Origin of the sequence: Spirosoma utsteinense (assembly GCF_014282275.1) — a bacterium.
Classification (GTDB): Bacteria; Bacteroidota; Bacteroidia; order Cytophagales; family Spirosomataceae; genus Spirosoma; species Spirosoma utsteinense.
The window spans coordinates 142325-162412 of sequence record NZ_VFIA01000013.1; the positions used below are offsets into that span (position 1 = coordinate 142325).

17 protein-coding genes and 1 tRNA gene are annotated in these 20088 nt (G+C 52.2%); 9 read left to right on the top strand and 9 right to left on the bottom strand.

The window, feature by feature from the left end:
- Positions 1 to 42: 42 nt before the first annotated feature.
- Positions 43 to 852 carry an SDR family oxidoreductase gene (locus FH603_RS12650; RefSeq protein ID WP_186737888.1) on the bottom strand — a complete coding sequence of 270 codons (810 nt, stop codon included), beginning with the start codon at positions 850 to 852 and terminating at the stop codon, positions 43 to 45.
- Positions 853 to 1011: 159 nt separating this feature from the next.
- Between FH603_RS12650 and FH603_RS12655 the strand changes: the two genes are divergently transcribed.
- Positions 1012 to 2025, top strand: coding sequence for a bestrophin family protein (locus FH603_RS12655; RefSeq protein ID WP_186737889.1), 1014 nt, complete (start codon positions 1012 to 1014; stop codon positions 2023 to 2025).
- Between the two features lie 340 nt (positions 2026 to 2365).
- Positions 2366 to 2986: a T9SS C-terminal target domain-containing protein gene (locus FH603_RS12660; RefSeq protein ID WP_186737890.1), complete on the top strand. Its 621-nt coding sequence runs from the start codon at positions 2366 to 2368 to the stop codon at positions 2984 to 2986.
- A gap of 151 nt (positions 2987 to 3137) precedes the next feature.
- Here the strand turns inward: FH603_RS12660 and uvsE are convergent, their stop codons facing one another.
- Positions 3138 to 4115, bottom strand: coding sequence for a UV DNA damage repair endonuclease UvsE (uvsE, locus tag FH603_RS12665; protein ID WP_186737891.1), 978 nt, complete (start codon positions 4113 to 4115; stop codon positions 3138 to 3140).
- 190 nt (positions 4116 to 4305) lie between these two features.
- Here uvsE and FH603_RS12670 point away from each other — a divergent pair, with 190 nt between their 5' ends.
- The gene (locus FH603_RS12670) at positions 4306 to 4704 is read left to right on the top strand and encodes a hypothetical protein (protein ID WP_186737892.1); all 399 of its coding nucleotides are present in this window, start codon (positions 4306 to 4308) and stop codon (positions 4702 to 4704) included.
- 130 nt (positions 4705 to 4834) lie between these two features.
- Here the strand turns inward: FH603_RS12670 and FH603_RS12675 are convergent, their stop codons facing one another.
- The 4 genes from FH603_RS12675 to proS all read right to left on the bottom strand — a co-directional run bounded on the left by FH603_RS12675 (position 4835) and on the right by proS (position 7792).
- Positions 4835 to 5287 carry an FKBP-type peptidyl-prolyl cis-trans isomerase gene (locus FH603_RS12675; RefSeq protein ID WP_186737893.1) on the bottom strand — a complete coding sequence of 151 codons (453 nt, stop codon included), beginning with the start codon at positions 5285 to 5287 and terminating at the stop codon, positions 4835 to 4837.
- Positions 5288 to 5348: 61 nt separating this feature from the next.
- On the bottom strand, positions 5349 to 5981 hold the full coding sequence (locus FH603_RS12680) for a thioredoxin family protein (RefSeq protein ID WP_186737894.1): 633 nt from the start codon (positions 5979 to 5981) through the stop codon (positions 5349 to 5351).
- Between the two features lie 67 nt (positions 5982 to 6048).
- A complete protein-coding gene (locus FH603_RS12685; protein ID WP_186737895.1) occupies positions 6049 to 6204 on the bottom strand; it encodes a hypothetical protein in 156 nt (51 codons plus the stop codon).
- Positions 6205 to 6319: 115 nt separating this feature from the next.
- Positions 6320 to 7792 carry a proline--tRNA ligase gene (gene proS / locus FH603_RS12690; RefSeq protein ID WP_186737896.1) on the bottom strand — a complete coding sequence of 491 codons (1473 nt, stop codon included), beginning with the start codon at positions 7790 to 7792 and terminating at the stop codon, positions 6320 to 6322.
- Positions 7793 to 7990: 198 nt separating this feature from the next.
- Here proS and FH603_RS12695 point away from each other — a divergent pair, with 198 nt between their 5' ends.
- Positions 7991 to 9325: a hypothetical protein gene (locus FH603_RS12695; RefSeq protein WP_186737897.1), complete on the top strand. Its 1335-nt coding sequence runs from the start codon at positions 7991 to 7993 to the stop codon at positions 9323 to 9325.
- A gap of 146 nt (positions 9326 to 9471) precedes the next feature.
- A complete protein-coding gene (locus FH603_RS12700; protein WP_186737898.1) occupies positions 9472 to 11031 on the top strand; it encodes an OmpP1/FadL family transporter in 1560 nt (519 codons plus the stop codon).
- A 71-nt stretch (positions 11032 to 11102) separates the two neighbouring features.
- Here FH603_RS12700 and FH603_RS12705 read toward each other — a convergent pair whose 3' ends face one another.
- From FH603_RS12705 to FH603_RS12715, 3 genes are all read right to left on the bottom strand, one after another.
- Positions 11103 to 11609 carry a shikimate kinase gene (locus tag FH603_RS12705; protein WP_186737899.1) on the bottom strand — a complete coding sequence of 169 codons (507 nt, stop codon included), beginning with the start codon at positions 11607 to 11609 and terminating at the stop codon, positions 11103 to 11105.
- A 15-nt stretch (positions 11610 to 11624) separates the two neighbouring features.
- Positions 11625 to 12770: a BT_3928 family protein gene (locus tag FH603_RS12710; RefSeq protein ID WP_235985387.1), complete on the bottom strand. Its 1146-nt coding sequence runs from the start codon at positions 12768 to 12770 to the stop codon at positions 11625 to 11627.
- Between the two features lie 65 nt (positions 12771 to 12835).
- Entirely contained in the window at positions 12836 to 13396 is a 561-nt protein-coding gene (locus tag FH603_RS12715) for a DUF1599 domain-containing protein (protein ID WP_186737900.1), read from the bottom strand.
- A gap of 118 nt (positions 13397 to 13514) precedes the next feature.
- Here FH603_RS12715 and folP point away from each other — a divergent pair, with 118 nt between their 5' ends.
- From folP to FH603_RS12735, 4 genes are all read left to right on the top strand, one after another.
- The gene (gene folP / locus FH603_RS12720; protein WP_186737923.1) at positions 13515 to 14360 is read left to right on the top strand and encodes a dihydropteroate synthase; all 846 of its coding nucleotides are present in this window, start codon (positions 13515 to 13517) and stop codon (positions 14358 to 14360) included.
- Between the two features lie 59 nt (positions 14361 to 14419).
- Positions 14420 to 14495, top strand: a tRNA-Lys gene (locus FH603_RS12725).
- Between the two features lie 648 nt (positions 14496 to 15143).
- Positions 15144 to 19766: a glutamate synthase large subunit gene (gltB, locus tag FH603_RS12730; protein ID WP_244968001.1), complete on the top strand. Its 4623-nt coding sequence runs from the start codon at positions 15144 to 15146 to the stop codon at positions 19764 to 19766.
- Complete coding sequence (locus FH603_RS12735) at positions 19766 to 19999, top strand: DUF6883 domain-containing protein (protein WP_186737901.1); 234 nt, start codon at positions 19766 to 19768, stop codon at positions 19997 to 19999. Before gltB ends, FH603_RS12735 begins: the two co-directional genes overlap by 1 nt.
- Positions 20000 to 20088 lie beyond the last annotated feature (89 nt).

The window sequence follows — 20088 nt, forward strand, 5'->3', positions numbered from 1 at the left end:
GTGTTTCTGATGCGGCCTCCTCCCTCATCAGCGGTACCCGAACTAGCCGCCGTCCACAAATGATTCGAGCACGGTCATGCCGCCATCGATAAAGATACTGGCTCCAGTAATATAGTCGGATAGATCGGATGCCAGGAACACAGCCAGGTTACCTACATCTTTCGGTTGACCAATGCGGTTGTAAGGAATCAGCGACATGAGGCTGTTGAGGGCTTGTGGCGTGTCCCAGGCGGGCCGGTTAATGGGCGTCTGGATAGCGCCGGGGCAAATACTGTTTACGCGAATCTGACGGTCGCCATATTCCTGCGCCAGTGACTGCATAAGCATCTTAATGGCCCCCTTCGAGGCTGCATAGTTGATGTGACCCGCCCAGGGTATGACTTCATGAACCGAACTCATGCAGATGATTTTACCCGTAGCTGCCGATACCTCCGGGCGAGGGCCCCGGCGCAGAAACTCGCGAATGGCTTCGCGCGCACACAGGAACTGCCCCGTCAGGTTGATGCCGATCACGGTATTCCACTCAGCGAGGGTCATTTCGTGAAATTTAGCATCCTTTTGAAGCCCGGCGTTATTGACCAGAATATCGACTGTCCCATAAGCGGCTACTACATCGGCAAACATCCTGATGACTTCATCCTCGTTGCTGACATCACATTGAGCGATCATTCCCGTGCCACCCTCGTCCGTAATTTCTTTCAATATAGCCTCGGCGGCCTCCTTCGACTTCGCAGAGGAGTGATTGATCACCACAGTGGCACCGGCCTGCGCCATCGACTTGGCGATGCCTGTGCCAATACCGCTGCTGGCCCCGGTGATAAGGGCGATTTGTCCTTTCAGTACAGTCTCCATATAAAAAGCAGTTTAGTAGAGGTAAGCACTTTAAGGAGGGTTTGGTTTATGAATACCACTTTATCGGCCTGATGATAGTGGAGTCGCCTGCCAACTATTCCACTAATTTAGGGCGTGCATTGCCCGTATTGGTGCGTCCTGACTCAATCTCCCATCCCTATGTTTACGACTAAACGTGTTCCCTTTTACCTAGTATTCCCCTTTGCCCGGCGGTCTGTCCTGCTTTTTCTGGCCTACTCCACGGTACTATGCTCTCTATACTCATTGGCGGGATGGACGTTTCTGGCCATCCCGTTTGTTCCCGTTGCCACCATCGGAACAGCCGTTGCCTTTTATGTCGGCTTTAAAAGTAACTCGTCGTATGATCGCCTGTGGGAAGCCCGCCGAATCTGGGGTAGCCTCACCAACGCCAGCCGTTCGTGGGGTATCATGGTCCTGGACTACCTCGCTGACCGGGAAACCAGCGACCCGGCTCACCGTACGGGTTTACAAACCGTTCATCGGGAATTGATCTACCGCCATCTGGCTTTCCTGACGGCTCTCCGGGTGCAACTTCGGCAAAAACCCGTTTGGGAGCTACACCGCGACCCCGCTCATGAAGTCGTTGAACGGATCAAGGAATTTCGGCAGTGTAGCCTGGATAAAGAACTAAGCCGCTTTTTGCCGGCCAGCGAAATCGAGCAACTCATCAGGCACCCCAATCCGGCTACCGTGTTGATGCGCCAGCAGTCGGCACAACTCCGACAACTGCGTGATGCCGGCTACTTGTCGGACTACTACTATGTCGACATGGAACGCATGCTGGTTGAATTTTATACGCAGCAGGGCGGCTGCGAACGCATCAAGTCCTTTCCTTTTCCCCGTCAGTATGCCTTTTTCAGCTACGTGTTTGTCTGGCTTTTTATCGCCGTACTTCCGTTCGGCCTCCTGACCGAGATGGCCAAGACCAGCGCCTGGCATGTCTGGCTAACCGTTCCCTTCTTCACGGTTATTGCCTGGGTCTTCAACACAATGGAAATTGTGGGCGACACAAGCGAAAATCCATTCGAAAACAGTATCAATGATGTTCCGATGACGGCCATTTGCCGCAACATCGAAATCGACCTGCGCGATATGCTGGGCGAAACGGAACTTCCCAAACGTGTACAATCAGTAAATGATATCCTGATGTAGCCCTATAATTGCGATTAAATTAATCGGGATCAGGGCAGTTTGTAAGACAAAACACAGAATTGACAAATTGGGCAAAAAGAAGCAAATTGTACTTTACCGATGAAAAATAGCGGATCATACGTTCATAGTGCTAAGATTTTGGATTATTAAAATAATACAACCGATGCGCCACAAATAGGGACTTATTGTACTTTTCCAATAATCATCCTATTATCCTAATACTGAATTGTCTTTTTAGACGAACTTTTGCTAAAAGGCTGGTTTTCAGCAGTTGACCACTTGCATTAAGGACTTGGGTTGCCCCACCTTTGTCACGGTCAAACCACCAAAATACAACCTGATGAAAAAGTTTCGTTTATCAATCGCTGTACTATTATCAGTATGGAGTCTGGCCGGCACGGGAGGTGCCAAAGCCGACAATGGTTCGGGAGCTAATGGGGTGAAAATCGAGAAGTCCGAGAACAAGAAAGTTCGCCTATATATCCCGACAGACAATGCCAAGGCAAATTCAGCTGTCGACGTAGCTATCATTGATGTTGACGGTACGGTGCTCTACAAGGGCGTTGCCACCCGGAACAAATCGGGTCAGCAGTCATTCAACCTCAAGAATCTGCCAGATGGTCAGTATTACATCACGGCGGGCAACAATGCCTGGTGGATGTCGCAGGGCGTAATCATTCGGGGCAATTCCCTGGTAGTAGATTCCCGCAATCTACAGCAGGTAATGCAGCCAACGATCACCACCTACGAGAAAAACAAGATCGAAGTGACCATGCCTGCCGTCAATATCACCGACGCCAGCGTAGCCATCTACGACGCGCAAAATGTGTTGGTACATGCCGACAAACTTACCGGTACCAAACGCCGGTTCGACCTGTCGACGCTGCCAGAAGGTGCTTATACCTTCGTTGTTGGACCGGATCAGAAGCATTTCTCATCCCGTATTGACGTTCGTCGCTAAACACATCCCCTAGCAGACCAACCTCTCGGACAGGTCGGGATGCTTACCCAATCAAACGCCCCAACGGCTACTCTAGCTGTTGGGGCGTTTGATTGGGTAAGCAGACTCTAACTCTTATGGGGCGGTACTCCGTACCAAAAGGAGCCGGGGATTAGGGACAAGTTATTTCTGCCGGGGGAACTTCGGGGTCCTGTTTTTTTTGCTGGTTCATCAACTTCGCCAGTTTGGGGTTCATGGCTGGCTCTTCACCCCGCAGTCGTAATATCGATAACTCTTTCATTTTGGATTCAAAGACGATGTCCACGTCTCTGCCGTAGGTATTGACCGGCGAGTATAGCCAGTCGGCATGCGCTTCGCGCCTTGCTTTGGGGTCTTCCCGCTCCTGTCTCGAATCTGAATAGTGGAATACAGGCCGAACATCCCACGTATTGTAGGCCATCAGAAAAGCTTCTTCCTGAGTCAGCTCTCCGGGATTCAGCGCGTGGTGGAAATAATCGAAAACAACGGGCGTCCCAATCGTTTCATATACAGGCACCAGATCGGCCACACCATACAGGCTAACCCGGTCGTCGTTCTCGACCGTAAGCCGGGCGCGAAGATTTTCGGAAAGTCGCATAAAGTTCTGACAGAATCGGGCCAGCGTCCCTGATTTATCGCCGTAAGTGCCACCTGCATGGATATTGATTTTATTCCAGTGGGACGGTTTCAGCCCCATCAGGTCGAACACTTCCGACTGGTACTCGAGGTCAACGATGGTATTATCGAGTACCTTACCTTGTCCGGCCAGATGATTGAAGGGACCGGGATGCATTGTCAGGCGGATGGGCCGGGCACCAATCTCTTCGAGTGTGGCCCGAATCTCGGTATAGTCAGGCAAGCTGGCAAGCAGGTACTCCGAGGCCCACGGAAACAAGTCTGATGAGATACGGAACAGGCCAAATCCATGAGCCAGATTCCAGTCCACGATCTTCAGCAAATCCTGCACATTTTTCAACGCCAGTTCTGACGCATATGCAATTCCTTTCTCGACGAATGTTTTCCTGATCATTCCTCGATTTGTCATAACTTTATCAACCTGTAGACTTAGGTTAATACAAGCATACCCAACATTGACTGGCGATAAATTCATGAGAATTTAACTGGATAATAGCCTGTACGGTTTCAATTTTTGACCGTTCGTACAGAAGTTACCCCTAAACGGTGACAATCATTGGCTCATCTCCTATCTTCCGCTACCCAGAAGCGACGTGAAGTTCCGGCACTAGCTCTGCTCCCACCTTACCTCAATCCAGAGCGATCTGGAGCAACTGACGCTGTTTATGGAAGATTTTACCCCTGAACAAGTTACCGTGATTGCTACCGGTTATCAATCGATGGCCCGCGCCCTGAATGAGTTTCAAACGAGACGCTGGTCAGAATTTTCGCATGAGCAACAACTGGACCTGAATGCGTACCAGAACAGTCTGCTCAACCGGGCGCAGGATCTACAGGCATTGGTCGTACGGCCAGCGTTCAACAATACGGCTGAGATGACAGCCTACATCGTACAGGCTCTCTACAAGGCGGAAGACAATTTGAAACACATACGTAACCTGACGGTGGCGCTCAACGTTGGGGCAATAACGGTTGCGCTGGCGTCCTACGTGGCCCGCGCTAACCTGCGTGGCATACAGACTGCCCTGCGGGAGCTAGGAAATTTATTGGTGGTGGAAGAATGAAATAAAAGAGGGAGTAAAGGGAGGAGGGGGACGAGAGGGAAGAAGGGGATAATTTCGCGGCCATTTACAGACCCGCTATTTCCCTTTACTCCCTTTCGTCCCCCTCCTCCCTTTTCTCCCTCCTCCTTTATTACAGTATCAGTCCGGAAGGTGATTTAACACCAACAAGTTCAACTTCAAACACCAGATCCTGCCCAGCCAGTGGATGGTTGGCATCGAGGGTTACGTTTGTTTCTGTCAGGTCACGAACGATAACCGGAATTGGCCGGGGGTTACCGTCTTCGTGCATGTTGAGAGTCATTCCCATCTCAAGTGGAATATCGGTGGGAATATCAGTGCGGTTAAGGGTGAAGATCATCTCTTCATTGGCCGGACCGTAAGCGTCTTCAACGGGAATATTGATGGTTTTCTTTTCACCCTGATTCATGCCGGCAACACCTTCGTCAAAGCCTTTAATAACCTGACCGCTGCCAACGGTAAATTCTAGAGGAGTGCGACCAGCCGAGGAATCAAATACGGTTCCGTCGCTCAGGGTGCCGGTGTAATGCACCTGAACGGTGTCGCCGGATTTTGCTTGTGCCATAATGCTATTGGTTTGGTAAACGCTGCCACAAAAGTACCGGAACTTCCGGCAAGGGCCTTGACTATACGCTAACTTTTGACCAACTCCGTACCAGGCTCAAAAGTTCATGCTGTGTAGCCTGTGTGCGGTCATCATTATACCAGCGCTGGGCGCGTTCAACGGTATCTTCGAGGGTTAATTTCTCCAGTCGCCAGTCATTCATCAACAGCTGCAGCCCTGTAGGGCGGGGCCCCCATGTGCCTATCTCCGTCAGATCATGCGTCCGTAAACAAATTAACTTGGGAATCGATTTTCCCCCATTGGTCCGGTACGCATCCATCACCGCCGGATGCTGATCGCGCAGCAGAAACCGGATGTCGATAACGGGCGATTCTTCGGCAATACGGTCCAGAACGGGCACAATCTGGGCGGCATCGCCACACCACGATTCGGTCAGTACCAGCCATGTCCATCGCTCCGACAGCTGCGCTACCTCTGTTTTCAGTTCAGAGATAACAGCCGTCAGTTTATGTAAACGGCTCATTCGGTGCAAGTTCAGTTTTACATAGCCGAGAATCTCGGGCGTATTATAAGCAGGATCGTCAGACGTACTCAGGTTCTGTGCGAAGCGGTTGGTGGATAGTTGAAAGTACTGTTCGTAGGTAAGTGCCGATGCGATAAGGTCGGTGGTAATAACGGGTGTTTTCGTTGTCATAGCGTCGGAGTGAACATTGTACTATTAGAACACCTGCACGAAGCGGTTTTGTTTAGCGAGGGCGCTGCTACTGCACCCCCAGCACCAATAGAAGGGTCAGATTGCAGCCAACCCGAGCGTAGTTGCCACCGGTCAGCGGCCCCGCCCAGACACATGGATCGACCAGCGCGCCGGGATAGATCAGAAAACCGGTGGCCGCGCTGGCGCTGTACCTGACTGGCATAGAAATTCTGGTCTGGTCGGTAACCTACCGGCGCAGGAGACACCCCCTAAAAATAAGCATCAGGCCAGTGGAGTTATCCACCGGCCTGATGCTTATCCGAAACGATTGACATGGACTAGTACGCCCGGGCAAAAATGACGCGTCCGGCCGATGGTTTGCCCGAATAGACACAGCTTCCTTCTTCGGCTTCCTGGTCCAGGGGAATGCACCGGATGGTAGCTTTGGTAGCTTCTTTGATGGCTTCCTCTGTTTCTGATGTGCCATCCCAGTGCGCCAGCAGGAATCCTCCCTTGTCAAGCTGCTCCTGAAACTGTTCGAATGTATCGATACGGAAGGTATTAGCCTGCCGGAACGCGTGTGCCCGGTCGTAGATGGTCTGCTGAATAGAATCCAGCAATGTTTTGATGTGCTCGGTGAGTCCATCGAACGGTACGATTTCCTTGGTTTTCAGGTCGCGCCGGGCAATTTCGACAGTCCCATTTTCCAGATCACGCCCACCCATCGCCAGCCGGACAGGAACGCCCCGCAGTTCATATTCGGCAAACTTCCAGCCGGGTTTATTGGCATCGGAATCGTCATATTTCACCGAGACTCCCGCTTTGCGCAACTCGGCTACGAGCGGCTTTATTTTCGCCGTTATAGCCTCCAGCTGCTCATCTGTCCGGTATATGGGCACGATTACGACTTGGATTGGAGCCAGTTTAGGGGGCAACACCAGGCCATCGTCGTCGGAGTGAGCCATAATGAGCGCGCCCATGAGCCGTGTCGACACCCCCCAGGACGTTCCCCAGACATAGTCCAATGTGTTCTGCTTATTCAGGAACTGCACATCGAACGCTTTGGCAAAATTCTGCCCCAGAAAGTGCGACGTACCGGCCTGTAGCGCTTTGCCGTCCTGCATCATGGCTTCGATACACAGCGTATCGTCGGCACCGGCAAAACGTTCGTTAGCGGTTTTGGTGCCTTTAATAACAGGCATAGCCATCCACTCCTCGGCGAAGGTGGCGTAGATGTCGAGCATCTGGCGGGTTTCGGCTTCCGCTTCGTCTTTTGTGGCGTGGGCCGTATGTCCTTCCTGCCAGAGGAACTCGGCGGTACGCAGGAAAATCCGGGTACGCATCTCCCAGCGCACTACGTTTGCCCACTGGTTAATCAGCAGTGGCAGATCCCGGTACGACTGAATCCAGTTCTTGTAGGTACTCCAGATCACCGTCTCGGACGTTGGCCGTACAATGAGTTCTTCCTCAAGCTTGGCATCCGGATCGACAATAACGCCTGAACCGTCTTCAGCATTTTTGAGCCGGTAATGGGTTACCACGGCGCACTCTTTGGCGAAGCCTTCGACATGAGAGGCTTCCTTGCTCAGGAAGGATTTAGGGATAAACAGCGGGAAATAGGCGTTCTGGTGGCCCGTCTCCTTGAACATATCATCCAGCGCCCGCTGCATTTTCTCCCAAATGGCAAACCCATATGGTTTAATGACCATGCAACCGCGCACCGCTGAGTTTTCGGCCAGATCGGCTCTTTTGACTAATTCGTTATACCACTCGGAGTAGTTTTCACTACGGGACGGAAGTGCTTTTGCCATGCTTTTTAGCCACCAATACGAATTGATGACACTATTTTTTGTATCGGATTAAACCATTCGATTCTAATTAGAATCTAATAAGTGAAAAGTTGCAAAGATAGGTTTTTATCCTATTTTTGTAATCAATCGCCCCCGACTTGTGTTTATGTACATGAGACGGTACATATCACAGAATTCACGATAAAATTCCCTTGCCAAATGAAAACGCAACGTTTATATCGCTACCTGACGCTGGCCGCGCTCATGGGGTTCTGGAGTTGCTCCTCCAGCCGCCAGACCGCGCAGAACGTCGGCGAAGTAGACGATTTGTATGGTAACTCTGCGACCGCGTCAGTGTATGCCAGCAACTCGTCGGATGCCCCTTCAGTAGCACAGCGACCCAGCCGTCAGCAGCAACGGCTGGACCGGCAGCGGTCGGCCCTGAACGACAACCCTGAATTTACAGATGATCAGGAGGGTAACAGCGCCAATACTGACGAATACTATGCAGACCTGAGCGCCCGCAAACTCAACCGGGGCCTGTCGCCCGATCCGGGCTGGAACGATCAGGACAGCTACAACTCCGGCTTCGCAAACGGCTATAATGCAGCCAGCACGTCGGCTTATAGCTGGAACCGCTGGGGCTTTAATAATACCGGCTTTTACAACGGATTGGGCCTAGGCTTAGGTATGGGTGCATTTGGTGGGTTTAACAGTTTCGGTATGGGCTTCGGCAGTCCTTTCTACTCGCCCTTCTACGGCAACTCACTGGCTTACGGTGGATTTGGCGGGTACGGCGGGTATGGGTACGGCGGTGGATTTTACGATCCGTTCTACTCTTCTTACTACGGTGGCGGCTTCAACTCGTTTTACTCACCGTTTTACGGCGGTGGTTATTACGGTGGTGGCTTTGGTCGGCCTGCAATCGTAAACAATGTCATCGTATCAGGTGCTGATCCTTACCGGAACAACCGGACGTATGGTCCCCGGTATGATCGCTCGTCAAGTCGTTATAATGACTCGTTCGTCAACACACCACGGTCGGTCAACAACAGTGGTGGTCGCCGATCAGATGGCAGTACGAATACGTACTACTCTCCACGAAACAGTTCGGGGAACGCGTCGACAGCCAATGCGACTAGAGGTTCAAACAATGGGTATTACGCAGCACCGCGTCAAAATAGCCGTGGTACGTACTATTATGACAACGGAGCCAGCAGCAGCGGCCGTTCGGGCAGCACCAGCACAACGACGGCCCCTTCGTATAGCAGCGGTTCCAGCAGTGATTACTACGCTCGTCCCCGTCAGAACAGCCGGGGTAGCAGCTATACACCTACCGACGTGAACAGCGGGTCGCGGGGTAGCTACAGCCAGCCAAGTTATCAACGGCAGTCGCAGTCTACCTATCAGCAGCCTTCTTACCAAAGTCAGAGCCAGAGTCAGAGCCGGGGTAGCTACAGTGCCCCATCGCCGAGCTACAGTGCGCCAGCAGCCAGCGCTCCCTCTTCGGGTGGTGGTGGCGGTAGCCGGGGTGGCTCGCGTGGTCCACGGTAACAGCCGACACACTGGTTAACGAAATAAAATCCCGCCGATAATGACAATCGGCGGGATTTTTCGTTTTAGTGAGTAGGTGTATTTAAACGGTTTGCCACCGATCCTGTCTTACCCATACGACGCACCCTTTACTTCATATTTTCTCAATGAACAAATGCATACTTTTAACCACAGGCCTGCTGATGACAGCTGTGGTTAGTTACGGACAGTACGCCGGTGATGCCTTCCGTTACGCCGATCAAACGACCAATGGGACAGCCCGCTTTCAAGGTCTGGGCGGAAATCATGCCGCGCTGGGAGGTGATGCCAGCAACGCCTTCGGTAACCCGGCGGGGTTGGGCTTTTATAACCGGTCGGAACTCAGTATCACTCCGTCCTTTCGGATCACCGATGTAAGCGCCAACTTCCTGGGCCAGACAACGAGTGCGAACAAAACACAAGGAAGTATTGGGCAGGCTTCGCTCATCTTTGCGGGCAATCCACGCAACAGCACGCGCGTACGCCGAACAACGTTTGGCATTACGTATTCTCAACAGGCTAACTTCTCCAACCAGTTTATCCTGCGTGGGACAAATAACCGTAGCTCCCTGGCCGATAGCTACGTAGCCAATGTAAACAGTTTCAATGTCCCATCAGGGCAACTGGATCAGGACTATACACCCCCTACCGGGAATCAGGTAGTAGGCACTGCCGGTAGCCTGGAAGCTGCTGCTTATCAGCTATTCCTTGTCAATCCCACGCAGGAGAATGGAACTGTTTATACCCGTTTCGACCAGGGCAGACCGGCCGCTCAGCAGGCCAGCTACCAGTCCACAGGAGCACAGTCGCAGTGGGGCCTGTCTTATGCAGGTAACCTGGATGACAAGCTTTATATTGGCGGTACCCTTAACTTTACCCGTACCCGCTTCGATTATACCCAGATTTTTTCGGAGACCTATCTGGGCGGGCAGGTGTTTCGCGGTTTCGACGAGACATCTTCGTATACCGTTAAAGGAAACGGCGTTGGCCTTACCGTTGGTGCCATTTACAAACCTGACCAGAACATACAGGTTGGGGTGACCGTTACCTCACCCACTTTTACATCCTATCAGGAGACATTCAACCAGTCGCTGGCGATCGATCCGATCGGAATACCGCGAGATGATGGCTCGTTCTTGATTCCTGATTCCCGTCAGGTCGATGTCGATCCCAACGATTTCGATTTCCGGATTACCAGCCCATTACGGGCGTCAGGAGGCCTCACCTATCTGTTTGGAAGCAAAGGTTTTCTAACGGGGACTGTCGAGTATGTCGGGTATTCGGGTATGCGCGTCAACACAAGCTACAGCCAGAACGCAGCCGACAATCAGGCCTTCCGGGACGATAACAGAAACGAAATTCAGGAAACCTACAAGAATACGGTGAATGTTCGGGTGGGTGGCGAATTTAGGGTCGGTTTGTTCCGTGCCCGTGCCGGTCTTGCTTATCTGCCCAGTGCTTACAAACAAAACCTGGATGGCCTGACTGCGGCCGACCGCCAGCGGCTGGTCTATAGCGCCGGCATTGGTGTACGCAATACGCGCTTCTTTGCCGATGTTTCCGGAGCCGTTACCTCATTCACGTCGGCTTATACGCCTTATACCTTGAACGACCCCCGCGATTACGGATCGGGCCTACTCTCGAATAATAACACGAACGTTGCCTTATCATTCGGCGTGTTCTTTTAAAAGTCGTCGGTCTGGAAGCAGGAAGGGCAAACACGAACGTTCGTGCTTGCCCTTCCTGCTTCCAGACCAGCTTATAACCACTCACCTACCCGCCTTAGTATCTCATCCTCGCTGGTTTCGCCGGGAACGATCACATTGGCCTGGCTATAGAAGGGGAACCGGATTTCGTACCGCTGCTGAAGGCTACGGAGTAACTCCGGGTCTTTGTGGCTGTACAACGGCCGGTCATGCTGCGCATGGGCCAGCATCCGACTGTACAACACGTCTACCGGCACATCCAAAAAAATTGAGACACCCGTTGCGTTAATGTACGTCATGTTGTCATGGAAGCAGGGCATCCCACCCCCGGTTGAAATCACCAGACTATTACCTGGCCGGATGGTGCGCAGAACGCGCCGTTCGGCTTCTCGAAAGTAGTCCTCTCCCGATTTGGCAAAGATCTCGGCGATCGACCGGCCTTCTTCGCGCACGATGATCCGGTCGGTATCGACAAATCGATAATGGAGAGTATCGGCAATACGCTTCCCCAGTGTGCTTTTGCCCGACGAAGGCATGCCAATCAGATAGATATTTTTCACCCGTTCGCTCAATCACTAATTCACCAGTTTCCTGACCGTCTCCGCATCCGGTGTGGTGTTAAAATGCCATTTGCCAAGCACCACACCCTCTTTCATCAACCATGTTCCGGGATTGGAGCGCATAATGGTTTTCAGTACGGTAGCATCTACTTTATAATACTTGATATCGAGTTGATACTGGGTGCGGAATGCGTTTATTTCGTCGTCGCTGACCGACGTGAGGATATAGGTTTCTATGGACGACGACTGCAAACCACGAACCAACGAGCGAATAGCGGGGATACTGCCCGCATCTATGTCCTTCGTGCTTTTAACGATCACAAACAGCTTATTACCGGTAAACGTCTGCTGGGTAAAATCACCTTCCAGGTTGTCATTCCAGACGCGGTAGTCCGTGATTTTAGGTTTGGCGCCCTCGTTGACCAGGACCATTTCCTTGAACTTATACGTCGTATCGGTCGGGTATGTCTCAAACGTCTGGGTCTTGCCCCCTTTCTCCATCACGTACTTATACCGTAGGGGCTCCGATGGTTTCATCTGTGCCGGGATGCTCTTTCCAACGGCGTAGGGCAGCAAATCGAGGGGTGGCAGAAACTGGATAGCGTAAATACCCAACCCCAGTGTAAACACGGCTGTCAAACCAACGAGCCAGCCGGTATTGCGGGGTTTGATGCGGTTGCGGTGTCCAATGATGAACAGGATCAGGACCGTCAGCACAACGTCCTTCCCGAACGAGGTCCAGGGTTTTAGTTTGATAGCGTCCCCAAAACAGCCACAGTCGGTTACGCGATTGAAATACGCGGAATAGAAGGTGAGGAACGTAAAGAACACAATCAGGAAGAACAACAGCCAGGTAGTGACTTTAGGCTTGTAGGAGACCATTAGTGCCACGCCAAGAATAATCTCGGCCGCACAGAACAGCACCGACATCGTCAGCGTAAACGGGACCAGCCCCATAAAAAAATCATGCAGCAGCGGAATGTCCAGCGCAAAGACCTCAAAGTATTCCTCAAACTTGATTTGTGTCCCAACAGGATCGTTGAGTTTGATCAGACCAGAGAAAATAAAGACGATACCCACCAGAAAGCGGGCTATTCGGGCCGCCCAAAGCATGGGTGGTGTACCGGTTTTTAGTTTAGGATGGGCAGCAGTTGGATTCATTGGTTTAACCGGATTACAACATGAACAGTATAACGACGAATACGGGTAAAATCCTGTAATCCTGTCTAATTCGATTGCAGTTTTATTAAACAGAAAACAGCGTAGTTGATCATGTCCATATAATTGGCCTCTACGCCCTCCGACACCAGCGTATTCCCCTTATTATCCTCGATCTGTTTGGTGCGCAGCAGTTTCATCAGAACAATATCGGTCATGGAACTAACGCGCATGTCGCGCCAGGCCTCCCCATAGTCGTGGTTCTTGGCAAAAAGTAAGTGCATCACCTGCTCCACCTGGCTGTCGTAAAGGTGTTCGAGTTCATCGGTTGGAATGTCCATGCGGGCTGTGCCCTCCCCGCCTGCGGGCTCCGACTGAAACTGTAGCTGAATCAGGGCCATAACGCAGTAATTGATAATCCCGACGAACTCGGGTTCAATGCCTTCGCCTACCAGGCTGACACCGGTTTCCTGTAGGGTTCGAATGCGCTGGGCTTTAATAAAGATCTGATCGGTAATACTGGGCAATCGCAGAATTCGCCAGGCGGTGCCGTAGTCCTTATTCTTTTTAAGAAATAACTCCTTGCAGCGCTGGATAATGTGTCGATATTCGGTTTCGGTTTGGGACACTTGCTTTCGTGGGTTTGCTCGGTTTTGCCCGTCCCTGATGGCGGAGCTACCTGAATGTACAGTTCGTCGCCTGCGTTCGTCAATGATAAACTACAAACATCAAACCAATCAACTGAAATTGTCGAAAGTTACGAAAAAAACGCTGAATTGCCGGGGAAAGCTGGTCGATTTGACCATCCCTGCGGTCATGGGAATTCTCAATATAACGCCTGATTCGTTCTTTTCAGGAAGCCGTATTGCCACGGCGCAGGCTGTTGAAACAGCCCGGAAAATGCTGGCCGATGGGGCAACGTTTCTGGACATTGGCGGCTACTCGACCCGCCCCGGTGCCGCCGAAGTAAGTGCAGGCGAGGAGTCCGACCGTGTCGTGCCGGTCATTGACGCTATCCTGAAAACGTTTCCCGATGCCCTCATTTCGGTCGATACGTTTCGGGCATCGGTAGCCCGCCAGGCTATCGATGCCGGTGCCTGCCTGATCAATGACGTATCGGGCGGCACCCTCGATCCAGCCATGTTTGAAACGGTCGCCAGCCTGCTCAACGTGCCTTATGTACTGATGCATATGCGGGGTACTCCGCAAACCATGCAGTCGCTGGCTACCTATGATCACATCGTGACGGAGGTAATCGATGAGCTCGCTAGTCAACTGGCCGCTCTACGTACATCAGGCGTTCATGATGTCATTATCGACCCCGGATTCGGTTTTGCCAAGACGCCCGCGCAAAATTTTCATTTACTCAATAAGCTCGACGCGTTCGACTTCTTCGAAGAGCCTGTCTTGGTGGGTATTTCCCGCAAGACAACCATCTGGAAAACACTGGGTATCACAGCCAATGAAGCGCTGAACGGCACTACGGTACTGAATACAGTGGCCTTGCTCAAAGGGGCCTCCATTTTACGGGTCCACGACGTTCGGGAGGCTGTGGAGGCCGTAAAATTAACGCAACATGTAACTTTTTTTTAAGTCACCTATTGCCATTCTGAATTTGAAACCGTACTTTTGCATTCCCAAATCGGGGAAACGATCTGGTAGCTCAGCTGGTAGAGCAATACACTTTTAATGTATGGGTCCTGGGTTCGAATCCCAGCCGGATCACCAAAAAAACAGAAAAAGCCACTCGTCGGAGTGGCTTTTTCTGTTTGACGCACAGCAAAGCGATTCTCTACAATCGTCCGCTCTCTTACCCGCTTCAGTGGGGCGGCAACAAACGTCCGGAACAGTTCGTCAGATGACTGGCAAGGGTATTCATCGACCCAAGCGTACATCTGTACAATTCCTACTAATACCCATTACACCACTGGTCTATTTCCACCAGAAACACCGCTGATGGCCTAATCAGTCGCTTTATTTACAGAAAGCTGTTCTGTTTCGGACCCAAACGTCAGTTTTCAGTAAACTATATTGATAGTTTATGCTTGGTTGGCCAATACTGTCTATACGGTGTCACTGTGTGATTTATGGTAACCAGATGTCCATAATATTCACTTTCAAAGAACAATTATAATCAAAATCATAATTAGCAATTTTGATTATTAAATTCTGTAGAAGTCTGTTTTTGCCAAATTTTTTTAGTAGTATATTGCATGACTTTGTCACAAACACTCGTCAGCCCAGCCTTTATCTTCTGATTTGATTACCCGCTGTGGCCCCTTTAATTTTTGAATTTCTTAAAAATCGCGTTCTTTTTTTGCCACTTTCATAATAAGCTGGTAAAATCGGAAAGCACAACCCAACACTGTTACGACCATGTCTGATCAGGTTGACCAACCCAACGCCGTACAATTCCAACAAGGATCTGAGCAGTCAGCATCTCCGGCTACCGGCTTGTACCGCCCCGAGTTTGAACACGACAATTGCGGCATCGGCTTCGTGGCCCACATTAAAGGCCGCAAGTCTCACCAGATCGTAGCCGATGCGCTCCAGATGCTTCGGCGCATGGAGCACCGCGGTGCCGTTGGTGCCGAAGCCAATTCCGGCGACGGGGCGGGTCTGCTTATTCAGATCCCGCATGAATTTTTCCTGGACGAGACCCGTAAACTGGGCGTTCATCTGCCACCCGCGCTCGACTATGGCGTGGGAATGGTTTATTTTCCGAAAGATGTATGGCTGCGCGAAGAGTGCCGGGCGGTACTGAACCGGAAGATGAAACGGCTTGGACTGGAGCTGCTTTGCTACCGGGTCGTACCCGTCAACAACAGCGATCTGGGCAGCGGTTCGCGTTCGGCAGAACCGCAGATGGAGCAAGTCTTTATCAAGCGCCCGGCCGACATCACCAACCCCGACGACTTTGAGCGTAAACTTTACATTCTGCGTAACTACAGCACCCGCATCATCAACGAAACGATTGCCGGTGTCGATACCTTCTACTTTTCGTCGCTCTCCTGCCGTACTATTACGTACAAAGGGCAGCTGACAACCCTTCAGCTGGAGCCCTATTTCCCGGATCTCCAAAACGAAGATGTCGTGTCTGCGCTGGGAGTGGTACATTCCCGGTTTTCGACCAACACCTTCCCGTCCTGGAAGCTGGCACAGCCTTTCCGCTACATTGCCCATAATGGCGAAATCAACACCGTTCGTGGTAACGTTAACTGGATGAAAGCTGCCGAAGGGCTGCTCGAATCAGCGAACTTCACCAAGGATGAGATGGACATGCTGTTGCCGATCTGCGATCCGAAGCAGTCTGATTCCGCTAACCTCGATAACGCCATCGAATTACTCGTTATGAGCGGCCGTTCACTGCCGCACGTCATGATGATGCTGATCCCGGAAGCCTGGGATGGTAATGAACAGATGGACCCCGTTCGGAAGGCTTTCTACGAATACCATGCGGCACTTATCGAGCCCTGGGATGGACCGGCGTCGATTTCATTTACCGATGGCCGCATAGTGGGTGCTACCCTCGACCGGAACGGACTGCGTCCGTCGCGGTTCTGGGTAACCGATCAGGACATTGTCATTATGGCTTCTGAAGTGGGCGTACTAGATATCGATCCGGCTACCGTCGTTTCGAAGGGTCGTCTTCAGCCGGGCAAAATGTTCCTCGTCGACATGGAGCAGGGCCGTATCGTTGCCGATGAAGAGATTAAGGAACAGATCAGTTCACGCAAGCCTTACCAGACCTGGCTGAACGAGAACAAGATTAAAATTCAGGATCTGGAAGCCCCCATTCGGACCTACAGCAACTACGATCCTATTAAACTGATGCGCATGCAGCAGGCGTTCGGCTTTACCTCCGAAGACCTGCGCATGATTCTCGGCCCCATGGTCGAAACGGGCAAAGAAGCCCTCGGTTCTATGGGTACCGATGTACCGCTGGCGGTTCTGTCGGAGCAAAGCCAGCACCTTAGTCATTACTTCAAGCAGTTGTTTGCGCAGGTCACCAACCCGCCGATCGACTCCATTCGGGAACGGGCTATAATGTCGCTGATCTCGTTCGTTGGGGCGACCTACAACCTGCTGAGCGAATCACCGGAACACTGTCGGCAGGTTGAACTCGACCAGCCGGTACTGACAACCCAGGAGTTCGACAAACTACGATTTATCGACCGGCCCAAGTTTCAGGCGAAAACGATCAACTGTCTCTTTACCGCCGATGGCCACGGTAAATCCCTTGAACGGGCTTTGGACCGCATCTGTCGCTATGCTGAAGATGCCATTCAGGACGGTTACTCGATTCTGGTCCTGTCTGACCGCGCCATCGACTCCAGCCACGCCCCCATTCCTTCGCTACTCTCCACATCAGCGATTCACCATTACCTGATTCAGCGCGGCCTGCGCGGCAAGATTGGTATCGTGGTGGAAGCCGGCGACGTCTGGGAGACCCACCATGTAGCCACGTTGATTGGCTACGGCGCGTCGGGAGTAAACCCGTACATGGCTTTCGAGACAATTGCCAATATGAAAGAGAAAGGGCTGTTACAGGTCGATTATGACCTCGACAAGCTCTTTAAAAACTACGTAAAAGCAGTAAACGGCGAGCTGCTCAAGATCTTCTCGAAGATGGGTATCTCCACGCTTCAGTCGTACCAGGGTGCTATGATCTTCGAGTGCCTTGGTCTGAATTCAGAGGTGGTGAACCGTTATTTCACCGGCACCGTATCGCGTATTGGCGGCATGGGGCTGGACGAAATTGCCCGCGAGATTCTGATTCGTCACGGTGTGGCCTTCCCGGATATGCCCGTCTCGGCACCGCGACTGGAAGTGGGCGGTATTTACCAATGGAAACAACGGGGAGAGAAGCACATTTTCAACCCTGATACGATCCACCTGCTGCAGCAGTCGACCCAGCGAAACGACTACTCTCTGTTTAAGAAATATTCGAAGCTCATCGACGACCAGTCGCAGAAGGCCATTACGCTGCGTGGTCTGCTGAAGTTCAAGAAAGGAACGGCCGTACCCCTCGAGGAAGTCGAATCCATCGAGAGCATTTTCAAGCGGTTTGCTACGGGAGCTATGTCGTTCGGGTCGATCTCCTGGGAAGCCCATACGACGCTGGCCATTGCAATGAACCGTATCGGCGGGAAAAGCAACTCCGGCGAAGGGGGTGAAGATGAACTGCGCTATAAGACGCTACCCAACGGCGACAGCATGAACTCGGGTATCAAGCAGGTAGCATCGGGCCGCTTCGGCGTAACGAGCCATTACCTGACCAATGCCCGCGAACTGCAGATCAAGATGGCGCAGGGTGCCAAACCCGGCGAAGGTGGCCAGTTGCCCGGCTTTAAAGTCGACGACTGGATTGGCCGGACGCGTCACTCGACCCCCGGTGTTGGCCTTATTTCGCCCCCACCCCACCATGATATCTATTCGATCGAGGATCTTGCCCAGCTGATCTCCGACCTCAAAAACGCTAACCGCGATGCGCGTATCAGTGTCAAGCTGGTATCGGAAGCCGGTGTCGGAACCATTGCTGCCGGGGTTGCCAAGGCTCATGCCGACCATATCCTGATCTCAGGACACGATGGTGGTACGGGTGCGTCTCCCCTGTCCAGTATCCGCCACGCCGGTTTACCGTGGGAGCTGGGGCTGGCCGAAGCACACCAGACGCTGGTTCGCAACAAACTGAGAGGCCGCGTAACGGTGCAGGCCGACGGACAGATGCGGACGGGGCGAGACCTGGCGATAGCTGCGCTACTCGGCGCTGAAGAGTTTGGGGTTGCCACCGCGGCACTCGTAGCTGCGGGTTGTATTATGATGCGTAAATGTCACCTGAACACCTGCCCGGTGGGGGTGGCAACGCAGAACAAGGAACTTCGTGCCCTCTTTACGGGCAAGCCGGAGCATGTCGTAAACATGTTCACGTTCATCGCTACCGAGTTACGCGAGATCATGGCTGAACTGGGTTTCCGCACGGTCAACGAGATGGTTGGCCAGGCTCAGATGCTCGAACTGCGCAGCGACCTGCCCCATTGGAAATACAAAAACATCAACCTCGACGCCTTGCTCTACAAAGAGCCCACAAACCTCGACGTGGCCCTGTACAAACAGGAAGAGCAGAACCACGAACTCGAACACGTCCTCGACCGGGAACTGATCAAACTTGCCAAACCGGCCCTCGATTCGGGAGAATCGGTATATGGTGAATTCACGGTAAAAAACATCGACCGGAGTATCGGCACGATGTTGTCCAACGAAATCTCCAAACTGTATGGTGGTCCGGGCCTGCCCGATGGTACGATCCATATCAAGTTACGGGGTACGGCCGGGCAGAGTTTCGGTGCCTTCGCCACCGCCGGTATTAAACTGGAGCTGGAAGGCGATGCAAACGATTACTTCGGCAAGGGCCTTTGCGGAACGCAGCTGATCGTTTATCCGGACCGGACCGCCCAGTTCAAACCCGAAGAAAACAGCATTGTCGGTAATGTATCATTCTACGGAGCAACCTCGGGCGAAGCCTTTATCCGGGGTATGGCAGGCGAGCGTTTCGGTGTTCGTAACTCGGGGGCTAAAGTAGTCGTTGAAGGTGTAGGTGATCACGGGTTGGAGTACATGACCGGTGGCCTGGCCATTATTCTCGGACAGACGGGCCGCAACTTTGCCGCCGGTATGTCGGGGGGTGTAGCCTATGTATACGATCAGGATGGCACATTTGCCTCGAAGGTGAACATGGAAATGGTCAGCCTGGATGCGCTCAACGACGAAGACCACGGCATTGTACGCGAGTATGTCGAAAAGCATTTCGAGTACACCACCAGTAATGTAGCCCTGGCGCTGATGCAGGACTGGGACAAGCAGATTAGCCGGTTCGTGAAGGTTATGCCCGCCGATTTCCGCCAGGCACTCGCCGGACGGGGTATTTCGCTGGCCGATCAAATCCGCGACAAAAGTGTCGTTTATCAGGACATTACGGTGGATGTGACGCAGGGGTAATGCAGTTGCCTAATGCGCAAAATGCTGATGTATCTGATCGAAAACTGACCAGTTTTCTAGTAGATCACGTTCATCCCCAAAACCAGGGTAAAGCCGCTTTCTACGAGATTGCAGGCTTTACCCTGGCCAGTGGAAAGACAATTGCCGTAGAAACGCTTTGGCAAAATCAAATCAAAAAGATTGATCAACAGCGGGCGATTTTGCATGTTCCAGAGATGGAGCTACAGGCATAAGAGTCGCCACTCAGCGTCGCCTTCAGCCTATTAAGTAAGCAACTATTGGAAACCGTCCAGTAAAGTCATTAAGGAAACATTCGTGCGGT

What these genes read in the sequence shown, in the direction of transcription:
- FH603_RS12650 (WP_186737888.1), bottom strand. Translation starts at nt 852, where the DNA reads ATGGAGACTGTACTGAAAGGACAAATCGCCCTTATCACCGGGGCCAGC.
- FH603_RS12655 (WP_186737889.1), top strand. Translation starts at nt 1,012, where the DNA reads ATGTTTACGACTAAACGTGTTCCCTTTTACCTAGTATTCCCCTTTGCC.
- FH603_RS12660 (WP_186737890.1), top strand. Translation starts at nt 2,366, where the DNA reads ATGAAAAAGTTTCGTTTATCAATCGCTGTACTATTATCAGTATGGAGT.
- uvsE (WP_186737891.1), bottom strand. Translation starts at nt 4,115, where the DNA reads ATGAATTTATCGCCAGTCAATGTTGGGTATGCTTGTATTAACCTAAGT.
- FH603_RS12670 (WP_186737892.1), top strand. Translation starts at nt 4,306, where the DNA reads ATGGAAGATTTTACCCCTGAACAAGTTACCGTGATTGCTACCGGTTAT.
- FH603_RS12675 (WP_186737893.1), bottom strand. Translation starts at nt 5,287, where the DNA reads ATGGCACAAGCAAAATCCGGCGACACCGTTCAGGTGCATTACACCGGC.
- FH603_RS12680 (WP_186737894.1), bottom strand. Translation starts at nt 5,981, where the DNA reads ATGACAACGAAAACACCCGTTATTACCACCGACCTTATCGCATCGGCA.
- FH603_RS12685 (WP_186737895.1), bottom strand. Translation starts at nt 6,204, where the DNA reads ATGCCAGTCAGGTACAGCGCCAGCGCGGCCACCGGTTTTCTGATCTAT.
- proS (WP_186737896.1), bottom strand. Translation starts at nt 7,792, where the DNA reads ATGGCAAAAGCACTTCCGTCCCGTAGTGAAAACTACTCCGAGTGGTAT.
- FH603_RS12695 (WP_186737897.1), top strand. Translation starts at nt 7,991, where the DNA reads ATGAAAACGCAACGTTTATATCGCTACCTGACGCTGGCCGCGCTCATG.
- FH603_RS12700 (WP_186737898.1), top strand. Translation starts at nt 9,472, where the DNA reads ATGAACAAATGCATACTTTTAACCACAGGCCTGCTGATGACAGCTGTG.
- FH603_RS12710 (WP_235985387.1), bottom strand. Translation starts at nt 12,770, where the DNA reads ATGAATCCAACTGCTGCCCATCCTAAACTAAAAACCGGTACACCACCC.
- gltB (WP_244968001.1), top strand. Translation starts at nt 15,144, where the DNA reads ATGTCTGATCAGGTTGACCAACCCAACGCCGTACAATTCCAACAAGGA.
- FH603_RS12735 (WP_186737901.1), top strand. Translation starts at nt 19,766, where the DNA reads ATGCAGTTGCCTAATGCGCAAAATGCTGATGTATCTGATCGAAAACTG.